The organism is Olivibacter sp. EAT-5 (assembly GCF_044784325.1).
GTDB lineage: Bacteria > Bacteroidota > Bacteroidia > Sphingobacteriales > Sphingobacteriaceae > Olivibacter > Olivibacter oleidegradans.
This window is the reverse complement of sequence record NZ_CP173028.1, coordinates 2,394,787-2,418,997: the sequence shown is the minus strand read 5'-3', so window position 1 is coordinate 2,418,997 and position 24,211 is coordinate 2,394,787. Positions and strand designations below refer to the sequence as shown.

General features: G+C 45.2%; 14 protein-coding genes. 5 read left to right on the top strand and 9 right to left on the bottom strand.

All coding sequences use genetic code 11. The annotated features are described in order from the left end of the window. Positions 1-88: 88 nt before the first annotated feature. On the bottom strand, positions 89-1,090 hold the full coding sequence (locus ACH11B_RS09985; RefSeq protein ID WP_377613580.1) for a FecR family protein: 1,002 nt from the start codon (positions 1,088-1,090) through the stop codon (positions 89-91). A gap of 63 nt (positions 1,091-1,153) precedes the next feature. Further along, the gene (locus ACH11B_RS09980; protein ID WP_289553855.1) at positions 1,154-1,789 is read right to left on the bottom strand and encodes an RNA polymerase sigma factor; all 636 of its coding nucleotides are present in this window, start codon (positions 1,787-1,789) and stop codon (positions 1,154-1,156) included. A gap of 217 nt (positions 1,790-2,006) precedes the next feature. Here ACH11B_RS09980 and ACH11B_RS09975 point away from each other — a divergent pair, with 217 nt between their 5' ends. Continuing rightward, positions 2,007-3,359, top strand: a complete 1,353-nt coding sequence (locus ACH11B_RS09975) for an amidohydrolase family protein (RefSeq protein ID WP_377613581.1) — start codon at positions 2,007-2,009, stop codon at positions 3,357-3,359. A gap of 426 nt (positions 3,360-3,785) precedes the next feature. On the opposite strand, the gene ACH11B_RS09970 is transcribed toward ACH11B_RS09975, so the two are convergent. After that, the gene (locus ACH11B_RS09970; RefSeq protein ID WP_377613582.1) at positions 3,786-5,627 is read right to left on the bottom strand and encodes a carbon starvation protein A; all 1,842 of its coding nucleotides are present in this window, start codon (positions 5,625-5,627) and stop codon (positions 3,786-3,788) included. A 327-nt stretch (positions 5,628-5,954) separates the two neighbouring features. On the opposite strand from ACH11B_RS09970, the gene ACH11B_RS09965 reads away from it, so the two are divergent. Both ACH11B_RS09965 and ACH11B_RS09960 read left to right on the top strand, forming a co-directional pair. After that, positions 5,955-6,818: an ROK family protein gene (locus tag ACH11B_RS09965; protein WP_013665193.1), complete on the top strand. Its 864-nt coding sequence runs from the start codon at positions 5,955-5,957 to the stop codon at positions 6,816-6,818. A gap of 211 nt (positions 6,819-7,029) precedes the next feature. Next, positions 7,030-8,196, top strand: coding sequence for a DNA-binding transcriptional regulator (locus tag ACH11B_RS09960; RefSeq protein ID WP_013665192.1), 1,167 nt, complete (start codon positions 7,030-7,032; stop codon positions 8,194-8,196). Between the two features lies 1 nt (position 8,197). Here the strand turns inward: ACH11B_RS09960 and ACH11B_RS09955 are convergent, their stop codons facing one another. The 6 genes from ACH11B_RS09955 to ACH11B_RS09930 all read right to left on the bottom strand — a co-directional run bounded on the left by ACH11B_RS09955 (position 8,198) and on the right by ACH11B_RS09930 (position 20,515). Beyond that, on the bottom strand, positions 8,198-10,870 hold the full coding sequence (locus ACH11B_RS09955) for a glycosyl hydrolase 2 galactose-binding domain-containing protein (protein WP_377613583.1): 2,673 nt from the start codon (positions 10,868-10,870) through the stop codon (positions 8,198-8,200). Then, positions 10,870-12,513, bottom strand: coding sequence for an alkaline phosphatase PafA (gene pafA / locus ACH11B_RS09950; RefSeq protein ID WP_377613584.1), 1,644 nt, complete (start codon positions 12,511-12,513; stop codon positions 10,870-10,872). Before pafA ends, ACH11B_RS09955 begins: the two co-directional genes overlap by 1 nt. A gap of 12 nt (positions 12,514-12,525) precedes the next feature. Then, complete coding sequence (locus ACH11B_RS09945; RefSeq protein WP_377613585.1) at positions 12,526-14,673, bottom strand: PhoPQ-activated protein PqaA family protein; 2,148 nt, start codon at positions 14,671-14,673, stop codon at positions 12,526-12,528. Between the two features lie 13 nt (positions 14,674-14,686). After that, positions 14,687-16,333 carry a SusD/RagB family nutrient-binding outer membrane lipoprotein gene (locus tag ACH11B_RS09940; protein WP_377613586.1) on the bottom strand — a complete coding sequence of 549 codons (1,647 nt, stop codon included), beginning with the start codon at positions 16,331-16,333 and terminating at the stop codon, positions 14,687-14,689. Between the two features lie 31 nt (positions 16,334-16,364). Further along, a complete protein-coding gene (locus tag ACH11B_RS09935) occupies positions 16,365-19,805 on the bottom strand; it encodes a SusC/RagA family TonB-linked outer membrane protein (RefSeq protein WP_377613587.1) in 3,441 nt (1,146 codons plus the stop codon). A 164-nt stretch (positions 19,806-19,969) separates the two neighbouring features. After that, the gene (locus tag ACH11B_RS09930) at positions 19,970-20,515 is read right to left on the bottom strand and encodes an RNA polymerase sigma-70 factor (protein ID WP_013665186.1); all 546 of its coding nucleotides are present in this window, start codon (positions 20,513-20,515) and stop codon (positions 19,970-19,972) included. 192 nt (positions 20,516-20,707) lie between these two features. Here ACH11B_RS09930 and ACH11B_RS09925 point away from each other — a divergent pair, with 192 nt between their 5' ends. Both ACH11B_RS09925 and ACH11B_RS09920 read left to right on the top strand, forming a co-directional pair. Further along, positions 20,708-21,886, top strand: coding sequence for an exo-alpha-sialidase (locus ACH11B_RS09925; protein WP_377613588.1), 1,179 nt, complete (start codon positions 20,708-20,710; stop codon positions 21,884-21,886). Next, complete coding sequence (locus ACH11B_RS09920; RefSeq protein WP_377613589.1) at positions 21,873-24,101, top strand: hypothetical protein; 2,229 nt, start codon at positions 21,873-21,875, stop codon at positions 24,099-24,101. Before ACH11B_RS09925 ends, ACH11B_RS09920 begins: the two co-directional genes overlap by 14 nt. The last annotated feature ends 110 nt before the right edge of the window (positions 24,102-24,211 follow it).

Here is a 24,211-nt window from a genome sequence, read left to right as displayed (position 1 = left end):
GTCGGCGGGAACATTATCCGATGTTCCCGCTTCTTTATGTATTTTATGCTATGTCGGTTTCATTTTTATTATTTTTGAGGTTGATCAATTAAGGACACTTTCCGTCTGTAATGACGATTTCATTTCCGTTAGTTGTATACCGCAGCTTCAAGACAAAAGCCAACGAGTTTAACACATTATACAAACCGGTATTGGTATGCTCCCCGGCTATCACGCAATTCTTTAATTTTTCTTTATCAATACGGATCGTTACACCATACCAGCGCTCCATTTCGCGTGTCGCCTGCCAAAGGGTTTTATTATTTAAGTTGAGCACCCCATTTCGCCAGCTCGCGCTTACCGAGGCGTCTACGGCTTTCACAGCAGATAAACCCATTCCTTCCAAGTACTCAACTTGTTGATTCGGTGTCAATACCCGCTCCTCCTTTTCACCGGTTACTTTCACTTTGCCCGACTGTACAGTAACCACCAAAGGCTCATGCTCAAAAACTTTCATATTAAAAGCGGTTCCCAATACTTGCGTAACAAGCCTTGAGGATTGCACGTAAAAGGGTCTTTGGTTATCTTCTTGTATCTCAAAAAAAGCCTCTCCTATTAACTTGACTAAACGAACGGAATCATCAAATTGCTCCGGATATACCAATTTACTGCCTGCGTTTAACCACACCCACGAACTATCGGGCAAACGCAGCTTGGTGCGGGTACGGGCGGGATTCGTTAATGTCTTCCATACCAATGTCTTTGCGGATTCCGAAGACAAGGCTTCTCTCTTTTTCAAATAATTTAGCAAGACCACACTTCCAACAAGCAATAAAGTGATGATAGCTGCCGCCTTCCAGAAGGGCAAGCTCCTCGATTTGCTTGCCGCCACGGTACTGATGGATTGTTCTCGCAGGTGCTGCAACACATCCTCTAAACGAGCTACTTGCTCGTCGTCCAAACGATCCATATATTGCCCCAGCTCTTCGAAAAAAGCCTGAGATTCTTCCGCTGAAAGGTTATCAAACCAATTAATCAATTCCAACCGCTCTTCCTCCAGCAAGGTGCCGGCTAAGAGTTTATGGATATATCGGTGTGTCGTATACTTCATGTCTTTATGATAAAGTGTATACGAACAAGGAGCCCACATCCCCCTCTCCCTTTAAATTTTTTTTTATTTCCCTAGAAAAAGACCGACCACGAAAAGGTAAGCTAAGTCAGTATACTCGCGTAGGTAGCGCTTTAAGAATGCATTTGTTCGTGCCATATGACGTTCGATGGCTTTAGGTGTAGTATTTTCAAGCTGAGCGATTTCTTTATAGCTCAACTGTTGTTCGCGGCTGAGCCGGAAAATTTGCTGCTTTTCCTCCGGCAATAACTGTAAGGCTTCTTGCAATTTATCGTTCAGTTCCTTATGATAAAGGTTTTCAAGCACCGTTTCCTCCAAGCATGGTTCCGTAGCCCTTTCCTGATTCCAAACCTGTTGAAGTTGTTGTTTTCGTTTTAGGTCGACAAAAAGGTGGTGAGCTATCTTGCGCAGGTAAGCCTGTAGTGATTTGGATGGATCGATCGACTCGCGCTTTTCCCAAAGCCGTACAAATGCATCCTGACAAATGTCCTCCGCCAACTGAAAATCAGTCGAAAGCAATTTAAGCTGAACCAGTAGCCTCAGGTAAAATCGATCATAGAACAACTGAAAAGCACGCGTATCTCCCTGCCGAATAGCATCCGCTAAGGCCGTGTCAGAAGGGCCAGCTTTGCAACCAACGCCTTCAGCATGCTGATTTTCGCTTAGCTTTTCGATATCCATATCAACAGGCAAAATGAGCCAAAAAAGATGTCTTTTATATTAAATTAATATTAAAAATGCTTTTGGGTTTATACTCGGCTTTGCATAAATTTATGCATAGACACGGATTGAGGCAAACATAGGCAATCCCCGCACGTTATGCAAGTGGTACGATGTGTGATTTGCCCCGTACGTTAAAAAACAAATTGCTAACTTTAAACGCCCAATATAGACAGCTATGGACAAATTATTGCTATTCCCTTTGCTTTTATTCTTCCTTGCCTGCTCTTCCTCTCGCCAAGAAGCTGACACCGCTGACGACACAAAAATAATATTAAAAGATGCCGTGGTAATTGATGGAACCGGTGCGGCCCCCCGTCAAGCCGATATAGCCATTTTCAATGGTCTCATCGCAGCGATTGATTCCCAATTAGATACAAGCGATGCAAAAGTGATCAATCTCGCTGGAAAAACAGTTCTTCCTGCTTTTATCAGTGCACATGTACATATCGGCACCTTGAAAGGAACATCAGCCAGCGCGGAAAATTTTACACGGGGAAACATACTGCGCCAGTTGCGAAAATATCAACAATATGGCATCTTACAGGTCCTTTCTATGGGCACCGACCGACCGTTGTTATTTGAAAATCAACTATACGATTCGCTCAAAAATGGGCAATTGGACGGTGCGCGACTGTTTTCAGCGGGCATTGGTTTCAATGTTCCCGGAGCGGTACCCACCGGTTCGCCCATGGATCTACTCTATCGGCCAACAAACGCTTCAGAAGTACCTGCCTTGATGGACCAATTAATGCAATATAAACCCCAAGCTGTCAAAATATGGGTAGACGATTTCGGTGGTACCGCAAAAAAAATGGACCGCTCTATATACCAAGCTATCATCCAAGAAGCTCATAAGCACAATATTCCCGTGGTAGCGCATGTGTACAACCTGGAGGACGCCCGTCAACTCGTTGCCGATGGTGTCGACGTGCTTGGCCATAGCATTCGCGATCAATTAGTGGATGACGATTTATTAACCCAAATGAAAACCAATCGAGTGGCCTATATTCCAACACTCACGCTCGATGAGTTTGCTATCGCCTATGCCTCGGATCCCGAATGGATGAACGATCCATTCTTTAAACAGGCATTGGAACCGGGTGTCTACGAAATGCTCAGTGCCCCCGATTACCAAAGCCAGGTAAAAAAAGATCCACAATACGAAAGAAAAGTCTTAGCCCTCAAAAATGCGCTGGCGAACGTATTGCGCATGGCAAAAGCAGGCATACTGGTGGGGTTAGGCACCGATTCCGGTGCCTCGCCGACCCGTGTACAAGGTTATGCTGAACATCGCGAACTGGAACTGCTTGTACGCGCAGGCCTAACACCCTTAGAAGCCATTTCCATTGCCACGCAAAATGCCGCTAAAATCCTCCGCATCGACAAGCAATATGGCACCATCGAAAAAGGCAAAGTGGCCGATTTACTTATTTTAGAGGCAAACCCATTAACGGATATCAGAAACACCCATCAAATTGATGGGGTAATGAAGGCAGGGCAATGGATGCCTAGGGAAGTAGTTGAATAGTTGAGTCGTTAAATAGTTAAGTCGTTAAATGGTTGAGTCGCTAAGAATAAGTTGAATAGTTGAGTCGTTAAGAAGTAGTTGAGTCGTTGAACAGTTGAGTCGTTAAATGGTTGCAGTAGCAGCAGTATTCGATGACGCTTATGGCTTATAGCTTAATAGCCAATGTGATAATGAGAAGGGCTAGTGCAACTGATAGCTGATCACTGAAAGCTCGTTAAGACCCTAACTTAAAACCTATAACGTAGAACTTATAACTGGATAGGCCATGTGCGGTTGAAAGCTGACGCTGACCTCTGATAGCCGATCAGCAGCAGTATTCGGTAACGCCTACGGCTTAGCGCCTATAGCTTACAGCCTTATTAGTTGCACTGGCAATAGCAAAAGCCCTAACTTAAAACTTATAACTTAAAACTTATAACGTAGAACTTATCGCTCCACAAGCTCCTTTACCTGCTCGCCGTAATAGTCTGTCTGATGGCTATTCAATTGCAGCAATTGATACCATTTCCGGAAGGCTCCTATAAATACCACAAGCATAAGCAGCATCGCCAGCGTCGCCAATCCGGCCAGCAAGTATTCTCCATGAGGAAGATAGATATCAACGATTTGCAGATAGCCTGCCCAAAAAGTGATAAAAGCCATAAAAACACCGGGTACGGCCGCACAGACTGCATGTTTCCCACGATTTAAACGGATCAGCATCGTCGTACACACAATCAAACCACAAGCAGCCAAAAGTTGGTTGCTGATACCGAACAAAGGCCAAATACTGCTTACATTGCCGGTATAAACGAGATAACCCCAAGCGAAAGTAAAAAGCAAACTACTGATCACAATTCCCGGTATCCAGTTCTTATCATTGAACTTCGGCCATACAGTGCCCAGCATCTCTTGCAAGAAGAAGCGCCCCACACGCGTACCGGCATCAATAGCGGTTAAAATAAAAACCGCCTCAAACATAATAGCAAAATTATACCAGTAGGCCATAAGGGTGTCCATCCCCGGGATCTTATTAAAGATATGCGCCATACCCACGGCAAGAGAAACGGCACCTCCTGTTCTACCGTGAAGATCTACCCCAATCTTTTCCGAAAAGTAATCGATATCGACCCCATGTAAGGCAGGATGGGCGGCTAAAAAGGCGTCGTATCCTTCTTTCGGCGTATTGATAGCAAAATAATCCCCGGGCATCAACGTACAGGCGGCAATCAGCGCCATCAGCGCTACGAAACCTTCCACCAACATGGCACCGTATCCTACAAAAAGAATTTCGCGTTCATGGGCAATCATTTTGGGGGTTGTCCCCGTCGCGATTACCGCATGAAAACCCGATATAGCCCCGCAGGCAATCACAATGAAAATAAAAGGAAGTACCGGTCCTCCAATAACCGGCCCACCTCCATGGATGAAAGAAGTAAGTGCCGGCATTTCTAAAGTGGGATGGATGAAAATAACCCCAATGGCTAACATCACAATGGTACCTATCTTGAGATAAGTCGAGAGATAATCTCTCGGCACTAAAAGCAGCCATACCGGTAATACCGATGCGATAAAACCATAAGCAGGTATGGCAATGGAAATGGTGCCAATGTCCCAGCTGAATAGCTTATTGATCGCTTCATGCTGCATCAAACTATGACCGCCAATAATTCCGGCAATCAATAGCACGCCCCCCAGCATACTCGCAAATAAGACACTGTTTGCTTTATAGCGCATGATCAAACCCATGATAATCGCGATGGGCATCGTAATCAACACCGTAAAGAGCGACCACGAGGCTTCGTGCATCGCGTTAATACAAGCCAAAGACAGTCCTGCCAATGTTAAAATAAGAATAAACAAGATGGCAAAGCCCGCTACTGTCCCCGTGATCTTACCGATTTCTTTGGACGCAATGGTGGCCAGGCTCTGCCCTTTATGGCGCACCGATGCAAAAAGCACCACCATATCATGCACACCACCCCCCAGTACACAACCAATAAGTATCCAAAGCGTCCCGGGCAAATAGCCGAACTGCGCAGCCAAAACCGGCCCAACCAACGGCCCCGCTGCAGCAATCGCCGCAAAGTGATGCCCAAAGAGAACATTCTTATTGGTTGCCACATAATCTTTGCCGTCCGCAAATTCAGTCGCCGGTGTAACATGCTGATTATTGAGTTTCAAGGTTTTGTTTGCCAGGTAAATGCCATAAAAACGATAGGCTATGGCAAATAGGAGAATAGACGTAAAAACGAGGGTGAGTGCATTAATACCGTTTAGCGATTCCATCGATTGGTCATATTTGGGTTTACAATAACGTGATACACAAACATAAGTAAAATACGCGAGATTACGGCGACCTCAACCGCTAACAGCAAGCAGGCTTAAACATGCCATTTTCCGGTACGTACAACTATTTCTTAACCTATCCGTAAAGTTAACATCATGTCAACGGGCTTTCTTTGTTCGAACAATCTAATCGATCCAATGATCAAGCGAAATTGCCAACGGCATAACCACGCTAAGGGATAAATTTATAGGTATTGAATAGTACATTTTGAAGATGCGCCCGTATTATAAAGGTATGAACAAAAACCTTTGTAACTCAGCGAAAAAATGGTAATAGGTGTAGATATAGGAGGCACTAATATTCGTGCCGGATTGATAGAAAATGGTGTTGTTATTCATCAAAATCAATGCGCACTGCAAAACAAGGATTCAATGGAGGCTACGCTCTACCAACTTATAGAAACAATTAAACCACTAACCACCCAAGCCGTTGAAGGAATCGGTATTGGCGTTCCATCAGTCGTGGATATTGAACAGGGCGTGGTATATGATGTAGCGAATATTCCTGCTTGGAAAAGGCTTGAATTGAAACGAATTGTACAGGAACGGCTTCATCTGCCCGTGAAGATAAATAACGACGTGAATTGCTTTACCTTAGGCGAATATCACTATGGTGTCGCAAAGGGGATAGGATCGCTTATTGGCGTTACAATCGGAACGGGTATGGGGGCAGGGCTAATACTCAATCATCAGCTTTATATGGGCCATAATTGCGGGGCCGGCGAAATCGGGCTCTTACCTTACCTGAATAAAACACTGGAAGAATATGTAGGCAGTCAGTTTTTTATGGATCGTATGCAAAAAAGTGCAGAAGAGATCGCAAAAGAAGCTATTGGAGGTGATCATCAGGCAATGAGGCTTTGGGAAGAGTTTGGCCTTCACGTTGGCGAGGCACTGAAAATAATGCTTTACGCCTACGATCCTGAAGTGGTCGTATTAGGCGGGTCCATCTCCAAGGCCTACCCTCTTTTTAAGAAAAGCATGGAAGAGTCAATGAGGTCTTTTGCTTATTCCAACACCTTACAAAAGGTGCGCGTGTTGGCTTCCGAGCATTCGCATATCGCACTTTTGGGCGCAGCCTCCTTAATCCAATTTGATATGAATGTATTTGCAAAGGGAACTAGGATTTAATGGGAGATACATAAATGTAATATAACAATTTGCGGGAAAAAGATCGGTGTTGGCTATTTATGTTTAACTTTATTGTACGTATTGCTTATCAGGATTTAAGACAAGCTTTTAATCGAAATACATGCAAATGAATCCTACCGATATAAACCTGATTCAATAAATAACATAAGAGGTGATGCATAGATGGCAAAGAACTAATTTTTAAATAGCGATGGTTTACAAAGTGATTCTGCTCCTCGATTTTGCCGAAGAGTACAGCAAGAGCCTGTTGAAAGGTATAAAAGCCTACGCCAAAGAGTCCGGAAAATGGCTGTTTTGCTCCATGCCTTTGTTTCATCGGGAAACTTTGGGCATGTCAGGGATTTTGCGGTGGGCAAAAGAGTGGGGAGCGCATGGAATCATTGGTCAGCTATACAATGATCCGGAAATCGACCGGTTACTGGATGCCAATATTAAAGTTATCGCGCAGGATTTTAAGGAGCGTTTTCATAACATTCCCAATATCACCGGAGGCTATTTTGAAGCAGGTGCCATGGCCGCAGAATATTTCTTAAAAAAGGGCTTTACCCACTTTGCTTTTTATGGGTTCAAAGATATTGTCTGGTCGCGAGAACGGGCTACAGGATTTGAACAGCGATTGGCATATGCGGGATTTTCGGTACACTATTTTGAACATACCGGGCCTACTGCCGATGAATTATGGTACTACCGCCCCAGCGCGTTGAGTCGGTGGCTCAAATCGCTACCGAAACCGATTGCTTTGATGGCCTGCGATGATAATCAGGGACAACATATTACGGAAGCATGTCGGTTATCCCATATCCGTATTCCCGAAGATATTGCCGTATTAGGGGTTGACAACGACGAAATGATCTGTGAACTCTCCGATCCGCCCTTATCAAGTATTTCATTAAATGCAGAGAAGGGCGGGTATCAAGCGGCACATAGGATGGAACAAATGATCCTGACAGACACCTATAATGGTGAAGATATTTATGTCGGACCACTGCAGATTATTACTCGCCAATCCACCGATATTTATGCAACTAACGACATCCAAGTGGCGGCTTCTTTAAAGTATATCCATCATAATATTGAGAAAAACCTGTGTGTACAAGATGTATTAAAGGTGATTCCTTTATCCAGGCGTGTATTGGAGAAGCGATTTTTGGAATGTACGGGAATGCCTATCTACAAGTATATTTCGACCTTAAGGATGGAAAAATTTGCCGAAAAAATCCTACAAACAGATCATGCAATTTATGAGATTGCGCTCGATTTGGGTTACGAGGACAGCAAAAATGTAGCACGCCAGTTTAAACAGATCTATGGTTGCAGCCCTTTCGTCTTTCGTAAGAGACAACAGCTAAGGAGGTAAACTAAAATATCTTTACTTCCCCATTGACCGATTGCAATTGAATCCGGGCGTTCTGATCCTCTGGATAACGGACCGTGATCATTTTAACCTCATATGGGAGAAGAGAAAGGTAATTATCAGACCATAAAACAGGCAATACATTATCCGTCAATGACTCATTCATTAACTGTAATTCGTTGAAAAAGGAAAGCTTGTCACTTGTGTTCTTTAGTGTTATTTGCCATACTTGATAGGCTCCTTCATTCCGTAAAAATTTCTTAGCCATTTCGAGCTTAACAGGCGGTAATTCAGATAAGGGACGAAAATTTGCAAATTCCTTGCTCGGTGTATAAAACCAAGAATAGGTGTTCCAATCCAGTCTGTCCATCTGCGCACTCAGCCAATAAAAATTGTCGGCTACGGTTTGTCCATGCTCATTCAAAACGGCTAAATGCAGGAAAACGACCGGCTCTTGCTTGCCTGATGGAACCTTTATAAGCTTAACAACATGATTTGCTTTCATTTGATCAATTGGTATTACCTGCCGGCTGATCAACTGTGACTGCAGATTGTATACTTGTACAAGCAATTGGTGTTTCCGTAAATCTTGCCGCGTATCATTACTGAGGTAAATCGATCTATCATGATAGTTATATAAGGGGAGGATGGGTTGCAAGGCCTTCTTCGTACCAAAGTAAGCAGCATTTGGCATCAGGTAATAATCATATAGCTGCCAGTAAAATTCGGGCCAAGGCGAGTTTAACATCCACTGAACCACACCTCCTGCCTGTTTTCTATTCATAACATGTGCTTCAAACATTGGGCGAATCGCCTCATAATTTAACAGTTGTGCTTTAAAAGCCAGCGTTGCCAGATTAGGACTAGGGCCATATCGCTTTTGCAAGGCTTCTAGGTAGATAGACAGGCTAGCAAAATCCTTGCGTCCGGAGTGGTAGTTCCATACTGCATTGTCGGCCGGCCAACGGTATGCCGGCGGAATCATTTTTTCGATGCTTTTAATGGGCGGGATTTGTGGGCCTGGACCGACCTCCGAGTTGAAACCGTAGGCACCTCCTAATTTTTTGTCCTCGTACCAGTATACGGGAGGCACGTATTGATAGGGTCCATTCATTTTCATGCCCGATTTTCCCGATATCGTACTAGTAAACTCGCCCGCAGAGATCAGAAATGGCGTAGTCGGCGCATATTGCGCCAAGGTGTCCAGATAACGTTGTTCCAAATCCGGTGGGGGCATGGCATCACTTCCACCAAGCCAGGTGAGAATACTTGGATGGTTGCGCAACCATTTGACCTGATCGCGGAAATAAGTCGCTAATAAATCTTTTTCTTTCGGCATCAACTTGATGGCGTAGCGCTCAACCCCTTCATTGATGGGCAGGTTTTCGTCCCCTGCTTTCATCTCGAGTGGCAGACCCAAATAATCCGGCCACTCCCATTGGCAGCTCCATCCGGGCATCACTAGAATGCCGTACTGGTCACAAAGATCGTATAGATGCTGATTATTAGCCCATACGCCTTCCAATCGCAGGGCGTTAAGCCCCATATCGTGCACATATTGAATTTGTGCATGATCTTTATCAGGAAGATAACGCAAAAAAAGATCATCTACCCAACCCGCAGCTTTGATGAGTATATCACGACCGTTTATTTTATAATGTCGCCCCTGGTTGCTGTTTCGATAAGTTTCGATTTTGCGGATCCCGAACGTGAGGTAGTTGCTATCAGAAAGCTCTTGGTTTTTATTGTAGAGTTTTACAGCTGCTTTATAAAGAGATGGTGCTCCTAAGCCATTAGGCCACCAGAGCTTTGGATTTTTTATTTGAAGCTGTGGGAAGTCACGATCGTCAAACGAAACTATCCGATGGGCGAAGGGTTCGAGAACGATCTGTTTTTTTAGCTGCTGGCCGGCAATACGAAGGGCCAAGGTAATTTGCTCGGGCCTGTCGCTTGCATTTCTTAATGCAACTTGCGCCTTGAGTTCCGCATTGCTGGTATCGCAAACATCAAAGTCGCTCTCAACAAAAACGTCTTCTATAAAAACGGATCCGCTGCGCTTCAGCCGGATATCGCGAAAGATGCCCATAAAGTGATCGGCCGGTGTGGGCGCCCAGTCTACGAAGCCCATATAAAAATCGCGCACCTGTGGTGGATAAATCTTAATGAGCAGTTGGTTTTCGCCTTCTTTAATGGCGCGGCTCACCGGCAACGCAAATTGTCGGAAGGCACCGTAGATGCTGTCCTTATCGGCAATTAACTGCTGGTTAAGCCAAATATCCGCGCGATAGTTGATGCCGTCTAAATAAAGGATGACCTGTTCTTCCGAATTTAAGTTATGGATATACAACGACTTTTTGAACCACCAAGGTGATTGAAAGACTTGCGCAGGAATGCTATCCATGCGCGTGCCTATAAAAGGATCGGGGTAAACACCTGCTTCTACCAATGCCCCAAGCACGGTGCCAGGCACCAAGGCCGGATACCAGTCTCTTTCTACAACATGTGCCAGTACCTCCTTCACTTCGCTGCCCACCACTTGGCTCGAAGCCATCACCCAGCCTGAATCGAGCACATTTTCGGCAATAGGCAATGCGGTTGAAGCTTGTCTGCAGCTAGCCGTTAGCAGGCAAAAGAGGAAGCCAAGCTGTAATCTCAATGCAGTCGAAAATGACATCATTAGGGTAGGTTTAATAAATCAGTCAACGGGCGACCAACATTCCCGTTGGGTTCTTGTATATGTAATAGTGCTGCCAACGTAGGCGCAATGTCTGTCATTAAAGTAACGCGATTACTGGCTCCCTGCTTAATGCCCCAGCCCATCCATAGCAACGGAATATGCGCATCATAAGGGTTCCAGGTTCCATGACCGGTACCGGTCTGCGATGAATTACCACCTTTCCATTGCGGATAAGGGATGATGGTAATGACGCCACTACGTTCGTAATGATAACTATTAATAAGGCGTTCGCGGATTGGCTGAGCAATGGTGGCAGTGGATAAACTATCCATATCCACAGCATAAGCCACGCCTTCTACTCTGCGCAAAGCGTTTACCAAAAACGATCGTATGGCGGCTTCATTCAGTTCTTTTGCCGCTATTGTCGCATGGTTGAGATGTATTTGGTAGTTAGCGGTGCTGATAACCAGCGAGTCATAGCCAAATTGCTGTTTAAGTGCCTGATTGAGATAATCCGCACTCGCCTCTTGCGGCATATAACCGCCCGCACCTTTGTGATCAATGAAAAAGGGATTATTATGCGAGGCACCATGGTCTGCGGTTAGAAAGAATGTGTATTCACCTTTTCCTACTTCCCCGTCGAGGAAATCAAAAAATTCAGCCAAGTCCTGATCCAACCGCAAATACATATCTTCCACTTCCAGGGCATTGACACCAAACTTGTGACCAATGCCATCGGTAGAGGAAAGACTGACGGCTAAGAAATCGGGCACGTGTTCCGGGTTATTCCCAAGACGTTCTTGTTTCACCGCTTCTTTTGCAAAATCAAGGGTATAGCTATTTCCAAAAGGCGTGTCCCGAATGACTTCCAAACCATTCTTTAGTAAGGTCTCCGCCGGTATGGGGAGCGTAGGTGATGCCGTGCCTTCCAAGTGGCCTTCGTAGCGGTTATTGTCCGGGCTGCTTTGCTTATAGCTCTCAATCGGATAAAGTGTGTTCCATCCTTTTTCCAAGTATTTCCGAGCATGTTGCCGGCCATTGAATTGTTGCACCCATTGGGGTAAGGCTTTTAGGTAATAGGTGCTGCTGACCCAAGAAGCGTTAGGGCCAAACCAGTAAGCTGCATCGGCAAAATGGCCCGCGGGCAAAATACTGCCCCGGTCTTTTATGGCAATTCCGATCACTTTGCTGCGAAAATTGGTAGCTAATTTCAGTTCATCGGTAATCGTTGAGACCAGTAAATTACGCGGCGACATATGCCCCTTTCGGCCTTCTACGCCAAGCCCTTGAACCGTAGCATCTTCTGTGCAATACATGCCTTGCCCGGTGTGTTCAATAATGAAATCATTACCCGTGATCCCATGAATCGAAGGAACGCTACCGGTATACACAGCCGTGTGCCCGATAGCGGTAACGGTTGGAAGGTGATCAATATAGGTATTCTCGTGGCTAAAACCGGTTCGTAATATGCGTTTGAAGCCGCCTTCTCCATAGCGATCATAAAAACGATAAAGGTAATCCCAGCGCATTTGGTCGACAACCAAGCCCACTACTAGTTTTGGTCGTTTAAGCGCCTCCGTCTGTGCAAAGCAGCTGTAGCAATAAAAGCCGCAAAGGAAGAAAAATAGAAATCTTTTATTCATTTTCTTGTTTTTTTATCGCTTCCCTTTACCGTTGAGATAGCGTAATAGTTTTTCGGGCTCGTCTGTTTGTATAATATTGGCGCCTTTTGCAAGAAACTTGTCCAACTCGCTTAGGTCCGCTTGTTGTGCGATCATTTTATCCAGATCACCCAAGGTATTCATCCAAACGTTGGCACCCTTGTTTTTGATATGAGCTGTTACGGTATTGGTGTAAAAACTTTCGTCCAGGTGCACAATGCTTGGCTCAAACAGCGCAAGCGCCTTGTCAGCTTCTTTTAGATCGTGTGCCCTTGGCATTAGTTTAAGGGAGGAGTCGGCAGCCGTTACTTTTGCCAACTGCTTGTAATCACTGTCGAAAAAGATCACTTCCCGCTGCGCTTTTGCTTTAGCAACGGTATGCAGGATGGGATCCAACTTGTCTGTTTTAAGATCCAGATCCAGTAAAATTTTCCCCTTTGCTAGCTGTAAAGCTTCTTCCAAGGTGGGAATATGGTAGCTGGTTTGTTTGCCCCGGTGCTTCAACTGTAATCGGCTTAGCGCCTGAAAAGTAAAGCCTTCCGCATCCCCCTTTCCATTCGTTGTGCGGTCGATGGTTTGATCATGCATCAGGAAAGGAATACCATCGCTGCTTACCTTTACGTCTATTTCAACAATATCTACACCCTGTTTAATGGCGGCTTCAATGGCTGCAAGCGAGTTTTCCGGTACTTCGTGATGTACTCCGCGATGCGCGGCCACTAAGATTTTATTCCGATGTGGTTCCGCCAAAGCCTTCAGCGTCGCTTCCAGATGACCGTGTTGATGACTTTCTACCAATCCAAGGCTATCCATTACAAAGATCCGGCTCGACTGCCCATAGGTGCTTCCCGTAGGATCGGGATAGAGCAGCTCCACAAAAAATGCCTTATAGCCCGCGCTGGGAAAGTCAAAGGAATAATGAAGCTGAGCCTCGTTTCCCACGTAGTTCTTTTGGCTGAATAACCATACATTATTGCGTAAGTCAGCATCTTTAGAGGAGGCTTCCCAAACTTTTACACCCTGTAGCTTATCGGGAAGAATTTTCAACGCCAAATTTACTTTCTTCCCTTCAGTATTGATTTGCCATTCGGCAGGCGGGTATCCTTCATCCCGGAGCGTTAAGGCAAAAAAGGCATTCAACGCATTAAAGGCATCTTGTCCGTCTCCCAAATTATGCCCTACGTTAGGTACATAATGCAGCAAATTGGTTCCCGGGATACTATCGTAATAGTGTTTTATATTATCAACCACCCAATAAGGATCGTTGGTACCCATAAAAATCATTTTAGGCATTTTCAACGCCTGTCGGTAACTATAGGGATCAACCATTTGCAGGAGTGTAGCGCCGGCTTCACTTTTTGCCTGCTGCGGAATACCTAAGTTTACATAATCCTGAATTTCAACACTGTATTCTTTCCAGGTTTCAATTTGATAATCCAGACTTACGGGCATATTCAGCACATCAATCACCATTGGAGCAATTGCTATGACGCGTTGATCACTGGCCCCTGTCAGCCAAGTTGTCCATCCCCGTTTGGAAAGGCCTGACACCACAAAACGATCAGCAGGCACCATCGTATGTTTTTCAGTGAATTCCGTAACCGCATCCATGGCTTTAACAGCACTTTTTACCATGGGAAAAAGTAAAGGCCATGTGTAGTCGCCCTCTTTCTGAAACTGATGAAAGGTATAAGAAATGAGCGCATCTTCTGTCAGCCCATTGAATAGCGGTTGGTTGGGTGTTTGTTTCAATAGCGCTACACAGGCTCCATTTTTTTCTGCAAGGGAGCTTAGGTTCACTGTTAACGCATCCTGCTTATCGGTCCATCTTGGCTGTCCCTTATCCAGCGAACCGCCACTGATAAATAATAAGGCAGCACTTTGCTTTAAATTTTTCGGTACAATTACACTGAGCTGATGCGTCCAAACGATGTTTCGCCAGGTTTGAGAAGTGAGTAGCAAGCGATATACCTTCGTCTCGTTGCCAAGGTTCAAGGTATCGTGTATGATCCATCTATACGTATCATCCTCTTTCTTTAGATACTGCTGCAACGCATTTTGGGGCGTCACAGCAGTTTGGGCAAAACTGAGCCCTATATAAAAAAACACATGAAAAATTCCCGTCAGTAAGCGCTGTTTCATTCTCGCAATTTAATTAGTAAGGATTATTGGTATCTTGTAACAACCAGCATTTCGACCAAGCACTGTTTTTACCATCAGCCTGTGAAAAAGCGGTGGTCGATAATCGATCTAAAGCCTCTTGTACATGTTGCCCGTTCATATTGATTTCATCCTGCATGTAATAAAAGCGCAAGGGAAGGGCCCGCCTAAGCGCTACCGGCCCCGCTTGCAACCGAGGGTAACCGGTTCTTCGATAATCGAACCAAGCCTCCGTTGCGGCCGTCCAACTAGCAATCCACTTTTGGGTAATCAGCTGTTCAAGCGACCCATCAAAACGAACCCCTTCTGTTTCAATATACGCATTATAATTGGCGGCTAGCTGCCAGGCATCTAAAGAAGCCTCAATGGCCGCATTATAATGTTCGGCGGCATTACCCGTATTCCATCCCTTCAGTGAAGCCTCAGCCAGTATAAAATGCACCTCGGCTGCTGAAAGGAGCCGTGCCTTTAGTAAAGGTCCGGAAGCTTTCCGATAGCGCTCGTTTAAGTAAGAAACATGGGGATTAAATGAGGTCTGCCCCGGTGTTGGGTTTAAATTATAACTGGATGGCAAATTGGAGTAAGAAGGCGGAATACCTACATAATCCGGATCGGTATCAACGGAGGTATTGGCTACCATATCGGGCGACAAGTATCGCTTCCCATTGCTAATGCGATCGGTGCGCGGGGGTAAAGTGGCATCAACAACCAAAGGAATCTCCACTTTTTGGGCCCATATCGTCAGGCGGGGATCATCCAGTTGCTGCAAGGTGTTTACCAAAGTGGCACACATCTTCAATCGACGGAAATTCGACCCACCCGTATCGTCAATCTCGGTATTACTAGGCCAGGCATTGGCGCTTGTGGTACCGGGGTAGCTCATCGCAGCATCTTCATCCGCCGCTAAGATCAGCGGGTATTGATCCGGATTCGTTGCGATTTTCTCTATGCCTGCCTGCGCAAAAGAGGCTTCCTTAGCCGAAAGACGCATATAATAACGCAAGGCCAGTGAATTGGCAAAACGCCGCCAAGCCGCTGGATCACCATTATAGAACAGATCCGCCGCCGCTTCGATACCCGTATAAGAAGAAGCCGGTTGCGAGAGTAAATTGTTAGCGGTTTCCAATTCGGCTAAAATGCCATGATAAATATCGGCCTGGGTATCATATTTGGGCGTAAGATACTGTGGGTCATTTAAATTCCCTTTTAACGCATCGGTGTAAGGCGCATCACCCCATAAATCGGCAATAAGCCCAAAGACATAGGCTTTCATCACCAAGCCAACGCCCTGATGAAAGGCCTGTCCACTTTCTTCGGCACGGTTCATGAGAAGTTGGGTGTTACGTAAAATATTGTAGTAGTCTGTCCAGCTTTGGCTGCCCGCCCAATCATAATCGTTGTGGCTTTCAAACCAAGCATCTTTTTGCGTATGTTGCACAACACCGGCGATATCCTGATAGCCTAAATTGGTATACAGCTTCCCTGTTTCGCTCAGTATCGTTGGCAAAATAAGGTTAGGATTCACCGCCGTTTCATCTACCCCATTGGGATTCACATTCAGATCGTCCAGCTTCTTACAGGAAAACAAGAGTATTGCTATCAAGAGTAAGTAAGCGACCGGCGTTTTTATTACGTTGTTCATGGCTTTATTTCTTGTTGGATAACTAATTAGGTTAAAAAACCACTGCTATTTTGAAACCGATCGGCATGACCCACGGGTTTACATTATAGCGTTCAATCCCTTGTTTGAACTGGGTACCTGCCTGTGTTCCGGCTCCGGGTTGAAAAGCCGTTTCGGGGTCGATCCCGATTTTCGATTTCGTCCATAAGATAATATTACGACTGTAGATGGAAACGTTGGCCGATTGCATACCCAGCTTTTTAACGAAGTCGCCAGGCAGCTCATAACCAAGCGAGATTTCCCGGAGCTTTATAAAGTCGGCATCAAAGGTAGCAGCGCTCATAAAGTCCCAGGGGTAATTATCGCTCAAGGGTATGATTTTAGTACCTTCGCCCCCCAAATTTTCGGTATAGCCAACAATATTGCCATCGTCATCATATTGTGCGATAACACCGGGGTTAAAAGCGCCGAAGTTATAGGTCTGCCCTTCCATTGTAAAAGGAAGCCCACCGCTTTCGGGGGTTGGTCCGCCCACAATGCGGAACTGGTTGCCACGCACAACCACCAGGTCATTGTTCACCAGGTAATCACGTAGCGCTTGCCCGCTCATACCATTTGGATTGATCAGCTGGTCAAGGAAGCGCTGCGTTTTCATGTCCGATTCATAATAGCGATAGGTTTGGGAAACGAATTTGCCTCCTTTACGCCATTCGAGTGAGAAATTCAGGCTAAAGCGTTTATAGCTAAGGCCCGACTGTAAGCCGATGCTAAAATCGGGATTGAAATTACCGATTTTGGTGCGTGTATTGGTCATCGATATACTCTGCCAGGAGCCATTTTCGTCAAGGATCGGATAACCATAATAAGGCGAATTAACGTCTTTCACTGTAACGAGTTCCGCATCGTAGAGATCACCAATTTCATCCCCTATATAGGTACGGGCACCGCCCTTGGCGTCCGACCATAACTCATAGTATTCCAAGCCATCTGATAATTCCATAATGCGTGTTCTGTTTCTCGACCAGTTGACATTGATATCCCAATTCCAGTTGGTCGACTTGATCGGTGTGCCGCCTAAACTGAGTTCCCACCCTTTGCTTACCAATAAGCCGGCATTGATGTTTTTAGAGGTATAACCACTGGAGCTGGGCAATTGAATGGGAATAATCTGGTTCCGATTATCCACTTTATAATAGGTGCCGGCAAAACGTAATCGATTATTAAATAAGGCAAAATCCAAACCACCTTCGTAGGATGTACTTTGCTCCGGCTTCAGGTCGGGGATGAGTAAAGCGCTCGAAGAGCCAAGGCGAACCACATTACCCCAGGGGTCCATATTTTGTAAAACGTTGATCAAGTTATAGGGACTCGTGTCATTACCGGCTCTCGCCCAGCCACCGCGCAATTTCAACAGATCGATCTGATCGGGTAATTTAAAAGCATCATTCAATAATACACTTAAGGAGGCGGAAGGGTAAAAATAGGAACGATTGTTTTTTGGCAAGGTGCTCGACCAATCGTTTCGCGCAGTTAAATCCAGATAAATGAAATCTTTGTAACCTACGTTAATTAATCCATATATACTGTGAATGGCTTTTTCACCGATGTAACTGTTGTAACGTAAACTTGTCGGAGCGATATTGGATAAGGTATATAAGTTGGGTATTGTTAAACCGCTTCCATTAATCGAGGCATTGATGACATTTTCATTGCGCTGATAGCGGGTGTTTCCGCCTATTGACGTATTAAAGCTCACATCGTTAAAGCGTTTCTGATAACTAGCGAGGAAATCAATATTCTGTTCCAGGTTATTTAAGTTAGTGATACCGTAGGCTCCTTTCGGATCATTGGAATAGCTATACGGAACTTTGGTTTCTCTCTTTTCGTGATAAAGATCGAGTGCATAGCGTCCCATTAAACTTATTTCGGGCGTAATTTGCCAATCGGCACGTATATTACCGAAAACGCGATCGCGCTTAAAGGCATTGTTCACTTCATAGGCCAGAAAATACGGGTTATCATAGTCGCCCAAACTTTGCGAACGCTGCACCACCCCCTCTTGTCCGGGCAGCCAATAGTCTTTTAAATCCAAAATATTAATATGAGGTGCTACGGCATAAGCCCATTGAAGGGGGTTGGTACCTCGGTTACCTGCGGGCCGATTATCAGAGCCATTACGACTGAAATCAATTTGCGAGCTGAGCTTAAGTTTATCGGTCAATTTCAAGCTGCTATTGAGGTTCAGTGAATTCCGACTCAGATCGCTATTCGGAATAAGGCCTCGATTCATCATATTAGAATAAGAAATCCGATAAGTAATCTTCTCCGTATTGTTAGCGATGGACACCCCATTAATAGAGGTAATACCCGTTTGTACAAATTCTTTAATATTGTTCGGATGAGAGACCAACGGCATGGCGACAGGGTTACCCTCCGCGTCTAGCGGACTGTTCCATTGAATGGCTTGATAGCCACGGTCAAGTTCGGGGCCTAAAGCGCCTGCCGATCCTTCTTCAATGGTGAGCGTCCCATTAGGAGTACTTTCCGGCGTAAAAGGAATAACCCCTGCGGCGAAGCGATGATGCATATCCAGGTATTTGTACGGCACATCGAATACCGTATTGCTGGTCACATTAATTTGCACCTTATCTAAACCGCTACCACTTTTGGTGGTGATCAATACCACGCCATTGCCCGCCCGTGAACCATAGAGCGCCGCGGCACTCGGCCCTTTCAGGATCGAAATGCTTTCAATGTCATCCGGATTTAGGCTGGCCAAGGCATTTCCATAATCTACGTTGTTGTCGGTACCTACCTGACTGACATTATTAATCGTGTTGGCAATCGGTACACCATCCACTACGAAGAGCGGTTGGTTATCCGAACTCAAGGATTTTGCTCCCCGAATGACCATGCTAACGGAAGAACCGGTTGAGCCCGTAGAGCTGATACTAACGCCTGGCACCTTACCGGTAATGCTATTGAGTACATTATCCTGTGCCACTTTGTTAATATCCTTGCTGCTCAACTCCCCTACCGAGTAGCCCAATGAGCGTGTCGAACGCTTGATGCCTAAGGCGGTAACCACCACCTCATCCAGCCCTTCCGTCCGTTCTTCCAAGGCCACGCGCAACATACGTTGGCTACCTACGCGTACTTCCTCTTCTTTATAACCGACAAACGTGAATACGAGAATTGCTTGTTCATCGGGTACTTCAATACGGAAGGTACCGTTCATGGAGGTCGTAGTGGTTCTTCCGTTTTCTTTAACTTTAATACTAACACCAGGGAACGGCCGGCCATCGGTGGCCGAAGTTACCACGCCCTGAATAGAGATAGCCTGCCGGTTGACGGAAACGGCATCTGCGTGCGCAGCGGTAGTCAGGGCTCCGTTCCCAACCGAAGCCGACGCGCTTATCGGTAGTCCGAGCTGGTACAGCACCGCTAGCGAACAAATGAGCAGTTTGGGCGTGCTTGGTAAATTGAATTTCATAAATTCCTTATTTTGATTTTTTCCCTTTTTACAGCAGATGATTTTGTTAGCTGATCAATTATACTACTACGGATAAGTAAAAAAAGGCTATCAAATACAATGGTAATTTTGAAATAATTACTTGTTTAACAATACGTTGTTGTTTTGTTAATATAATATTAACGTTAAGCAATGAGCATTTTAGGTTTTAGCTGATCGCGTAATAACTGCTTTGCTTTTACCAGCTGATTTTTGACCGTATTCTTGGAGATGGAATAACTGTCCGCTATTTCCTGATAGGATTTACCATCTACAAAACACATATAAATAATTTCCCGTCGTTTATCGCTTAAGGCATTCATCGCGGTTTGGATCATACGATAACGCCGCTCCCTTACACCAATGGGGTCCTCTTTTTGGCAACTTTCGTTGATATAGGATTGAAAAGCAATGCGATTTCGTTTTTCGCGCTTGATGTGGTCGAGCACGAGATTACGCAGGCAAGTAAATAAAAAGGAACGGAAGTTCTGTTCGGGCTTTATCCTGTTTTTGTTATGCCAGATCTTGGTAAAGAGATCATGCACCATATTTTCTGCTTCTTCCGTATCGCGAAGCATATGCATGGCAAATTTAAAAGCATCCAGTTTGTAGGCTTTGTACAATTGATTGAAGGCATTGTTGTCGCCCTGCTTCACTTGCTGCAGGAGCGTTGCATGTAGGTCCGTTGACATAAGCTGTTTAATTTGATTGTTCAACGAAATTATCGGTGAAAGCTCCTCCTTGGTGACGCATTTTGCGCTTAATAAACCTCAATCTGCGTCAATCCTAAAATTTTGATTTCAAGTAGCCCGATTTGAATATTGCCGCGTATGATATAATGAGCATCCGATTGGTGAAGATGCTAACTTAAGACAAACCTGCGTATGATGCGACATCATTTCATTTTTTATGCGATCTTTTTATTATTCAGTATAACGCTTCGAGCACAACCTAAAGTGGCGGAAGCGACCCTGATTTTTCCTTTGCAGGCAAAACATGTCCACGGTAGCAGTTTGGCCGTTTTACCGAACGGAGATGTATTAGCGGCCTGGTTTTATGGCAGTGGAGAACGAGGGGCCGATGATGTTTGCATTATGGGATCCAGAAAGCGCGCAGGAAGCAAAACTTGGTCCACGCCTTTTCTAATGGCCGATACGAAAGGTATCCCGGATTGCAATCCTGTATTGTTCTTGAATCACAAAAAGCAGTTGTATCTCGCGTGGATTGCCGTACAGGCGAACCGTTGGGAGCAGTCGATCTTGCGTTATCGCGTAGCTGATGAATATGAAGGTAGTGCGGCCCCCAACTGGGGCTGGCAGGACAATATACTCTTAAAACCCGATAGCAGTTTTGTGCAGGAACTTAAGGAGAAGTTATCGATGTTGCCCGATCAACAACATGGCTGGGCAGCCTACGCACCACCTTATGATGAAATGATCGTAACCAATGCACAAGATCCCGCCAAACGTAGCTTCGGTTGGATGACACGCATTAAACCCTTGCTATTGGCCGACAATAAAATATTGTTGCCTTTATATTCCGATGGCTTTAACTGCTCTCTCATCGCCGTATCCGAAGACGATGGAAAAAGTTGGCGACCAAGTAAACCCATCGCGGGCCGGGGAAACATCCAACCCGCTTTAATAAGACGGAAACAGGGCGATATTATAGCTTATATGCGCGACAGCGGGGATGCGCCCGCAAGAATTCAACAAAGCATCTCAATGGATGGCGGTGAAACATGGACGGTAGCAAGAAAAACGGAGATTCCCAATACCGCCAGTGTGGAGGTCATTCGCTTGCTCGATGGGCGGTGGCTATTGGTAGGTAACGATGTGGATGATGGACGCTATCAACTCAGTTTGTATTTATCCGAGGACGAAGGCACTTCCTGGAAACTCAGCACCCTGCTTGAAGCAGACGACAAGAAAAAACTCTCCTGTTCTTACCCGTCAATCGTCCAATCGACCGATGGCTTTATCCACCTCAGCTATTCTTACCATGTGACAAGCGATAAAAAATCAATAAAGTATTTAAAAATTTCTCCCGATGATATTAAATAAAAAGAAGATTTACCAAGTGTTGCTTCTATGTTTGGCTCTTCAACCTTTTGGATGGCGAACGGCTATTGCCCAGGATCGGTTCAAACAGGAATATGCCATAAAATATTACACCCATGATCGAAAAACGAATAGTGCGAAAGTTTTGAGTGATCGAAATGGGCGGATTCAATTTTTGCAGACAGGTCGTTTATTAAAGCCTTTTGATGGCAAATTGCTCTTTCCGGGCAGGCTATCGGCCGACATCACTTATCGTTATGACTCCTTGGAAACTTTTAGAGATATCATCCTATATCAAAACAATTTTGTGTACCTGACCAACCAACTGGTTTATAGCAATGCCTGGGCAGGAACCTGTTTATTTAAACATCACTTGCCAAAGGCAAAATTTTTGGAAATGGACGAAACGGGAAACGTTTTTCTGACCGATGGGCAACAGATCAGATGTTATGCGATGGATGGAAAAGTGCTCGCAAATGCTCGCGTAGATGATAAAATTAAAGCCGTACACTATGACACGCGAAATCAGCTTTTTTGGATGCTCAGTAATCAGGCCCTATATAGTTATAGTTTACAAAACAAGCAGGTACACACCGTTTATCGGGGGAGTGATTTTAGCTGCTTTACGCTTAATGAAACCGGAAAGCTACTGGTCCTTGCCAAATCAGATCGGTATAGCCTATTCAGTATAGAAAAGTCAACGGATGGACAAGTAAGGATGATACAGCAAGGCGACTGGGATGATCGGCTGCCGGCGCAACCGGTGAACACAGTTCAGTATGTCGATGGAACGCTTTGGTTTGGATCGATGCACGGGGCTTTTAGGCAACAGGAGAATGGGACTTTTGATTATTATCAAAGTGGCCGCTGGTTGCCGGGCGACACGGTATATTCGCTTGCCAAAGGGCCGGAATCAACGGTGTTAATAGCTACGAACAAAGGTTTGGCCCGCTTGCACCATAAAGCAATGAGCTTGGAAGAGAAAGCCGCCTATTATGACAAACAAGTGCGCGAGCGGCATATTCGATACGGTTTGAATGCGACACTGAAAGGCTTGAAGGAAGGAAATTTACGAACAGGCATTTTGTCCGATTCTGATAATGACGGTTTATGGACGTCTATGTATCTGGCAGCGGAGGCCTTCCGTTACGCTACGACCAAAGATTCCGATGCCTTGCTGAATTGCCGCGAATCTTTATTGGCCATGGAGCGCCTTTATAGCGTGAATCCTTTAAAAGGCTTTCCATCACGATCATTCGAACGAATCGGTCACAAGACAGATCTTGCCGATAGCAAGGTTTGGTTGGATGCGCCTGATGGTTGGTGGAGCTGGAAATCCACTACCAGTAGTGATGAGGCAATTGGTCATCTTTTTGTTTTTTCGGTACTGGCCGAGGTGGTAAACGACCCTTGGGTGAAAGAAAAAGCCATTACACTGATGGATTCCCTGATGTCGCATATTGTGGCTAACGATCTTTATCTTGTTGACCATGACGGAAAGCCGACGTTGTGGGGGAAGTGGAACCCCGCTTATGTCAATCAATTTCCGACAAACATAGGCGATCGAAAATTAAACTCATCCAACATCATATCCATGTTACAATCAGCCTATTACTTCACTAAAAAAGAAAAATACCGAGATAAGGCGTGGGAATTAATGGACAGGCACGGATACTATGAAAACCTGATGCGGCCGATGAAAGGTATTGGACAAGCCGATGAAAAAGCTGATGATTATAGCAAGATGCTTTCTGAAAGGTGGAATCACTCCGACGATGAGATGTATTTTTTAGGCTATTGGGGCTTGTATCGCTATGCTTTAAATGATACATTAAAGAATAATTTTCGAAAAGCAATTCTGGATCACTGGGAATTCGAACGACCGGAAAAAGATGCGCTGTGGAATTTCTTCGCTGCTATGGTTGGCGAAAAGAACTTTGACAGGGATGCATCCCTCTGGTTTTTGCGCGAATTCCCCTTGGATCTGATCAACTGGCAAGTGACGAACAGTGCCCGAAAAGATATCAGGCACTTGGAGGAGAATTTTATGAATCAAAGCACGGATGCCGTTCTTTCGCCCAAAGAGCGTCCCGTACACCGACATAATCGAACGACGTTTATTTTGGATGAAGATAGCAACGGAACGGAAGAGTTTAGTGCGGGTGATATTTGGTTACTCCCGTACTGGTTCGGACGGTATTTGGAAGTAGTGAAGTAGTAGCAGTGACAGTGACAGTGACACCTGCCTACTGGCAAGTAGACTAACATAAACCAAAGCTGACTGCCGATGGCTCGCCGATAGCAGATTGCTACAAACCTGTTACAAAA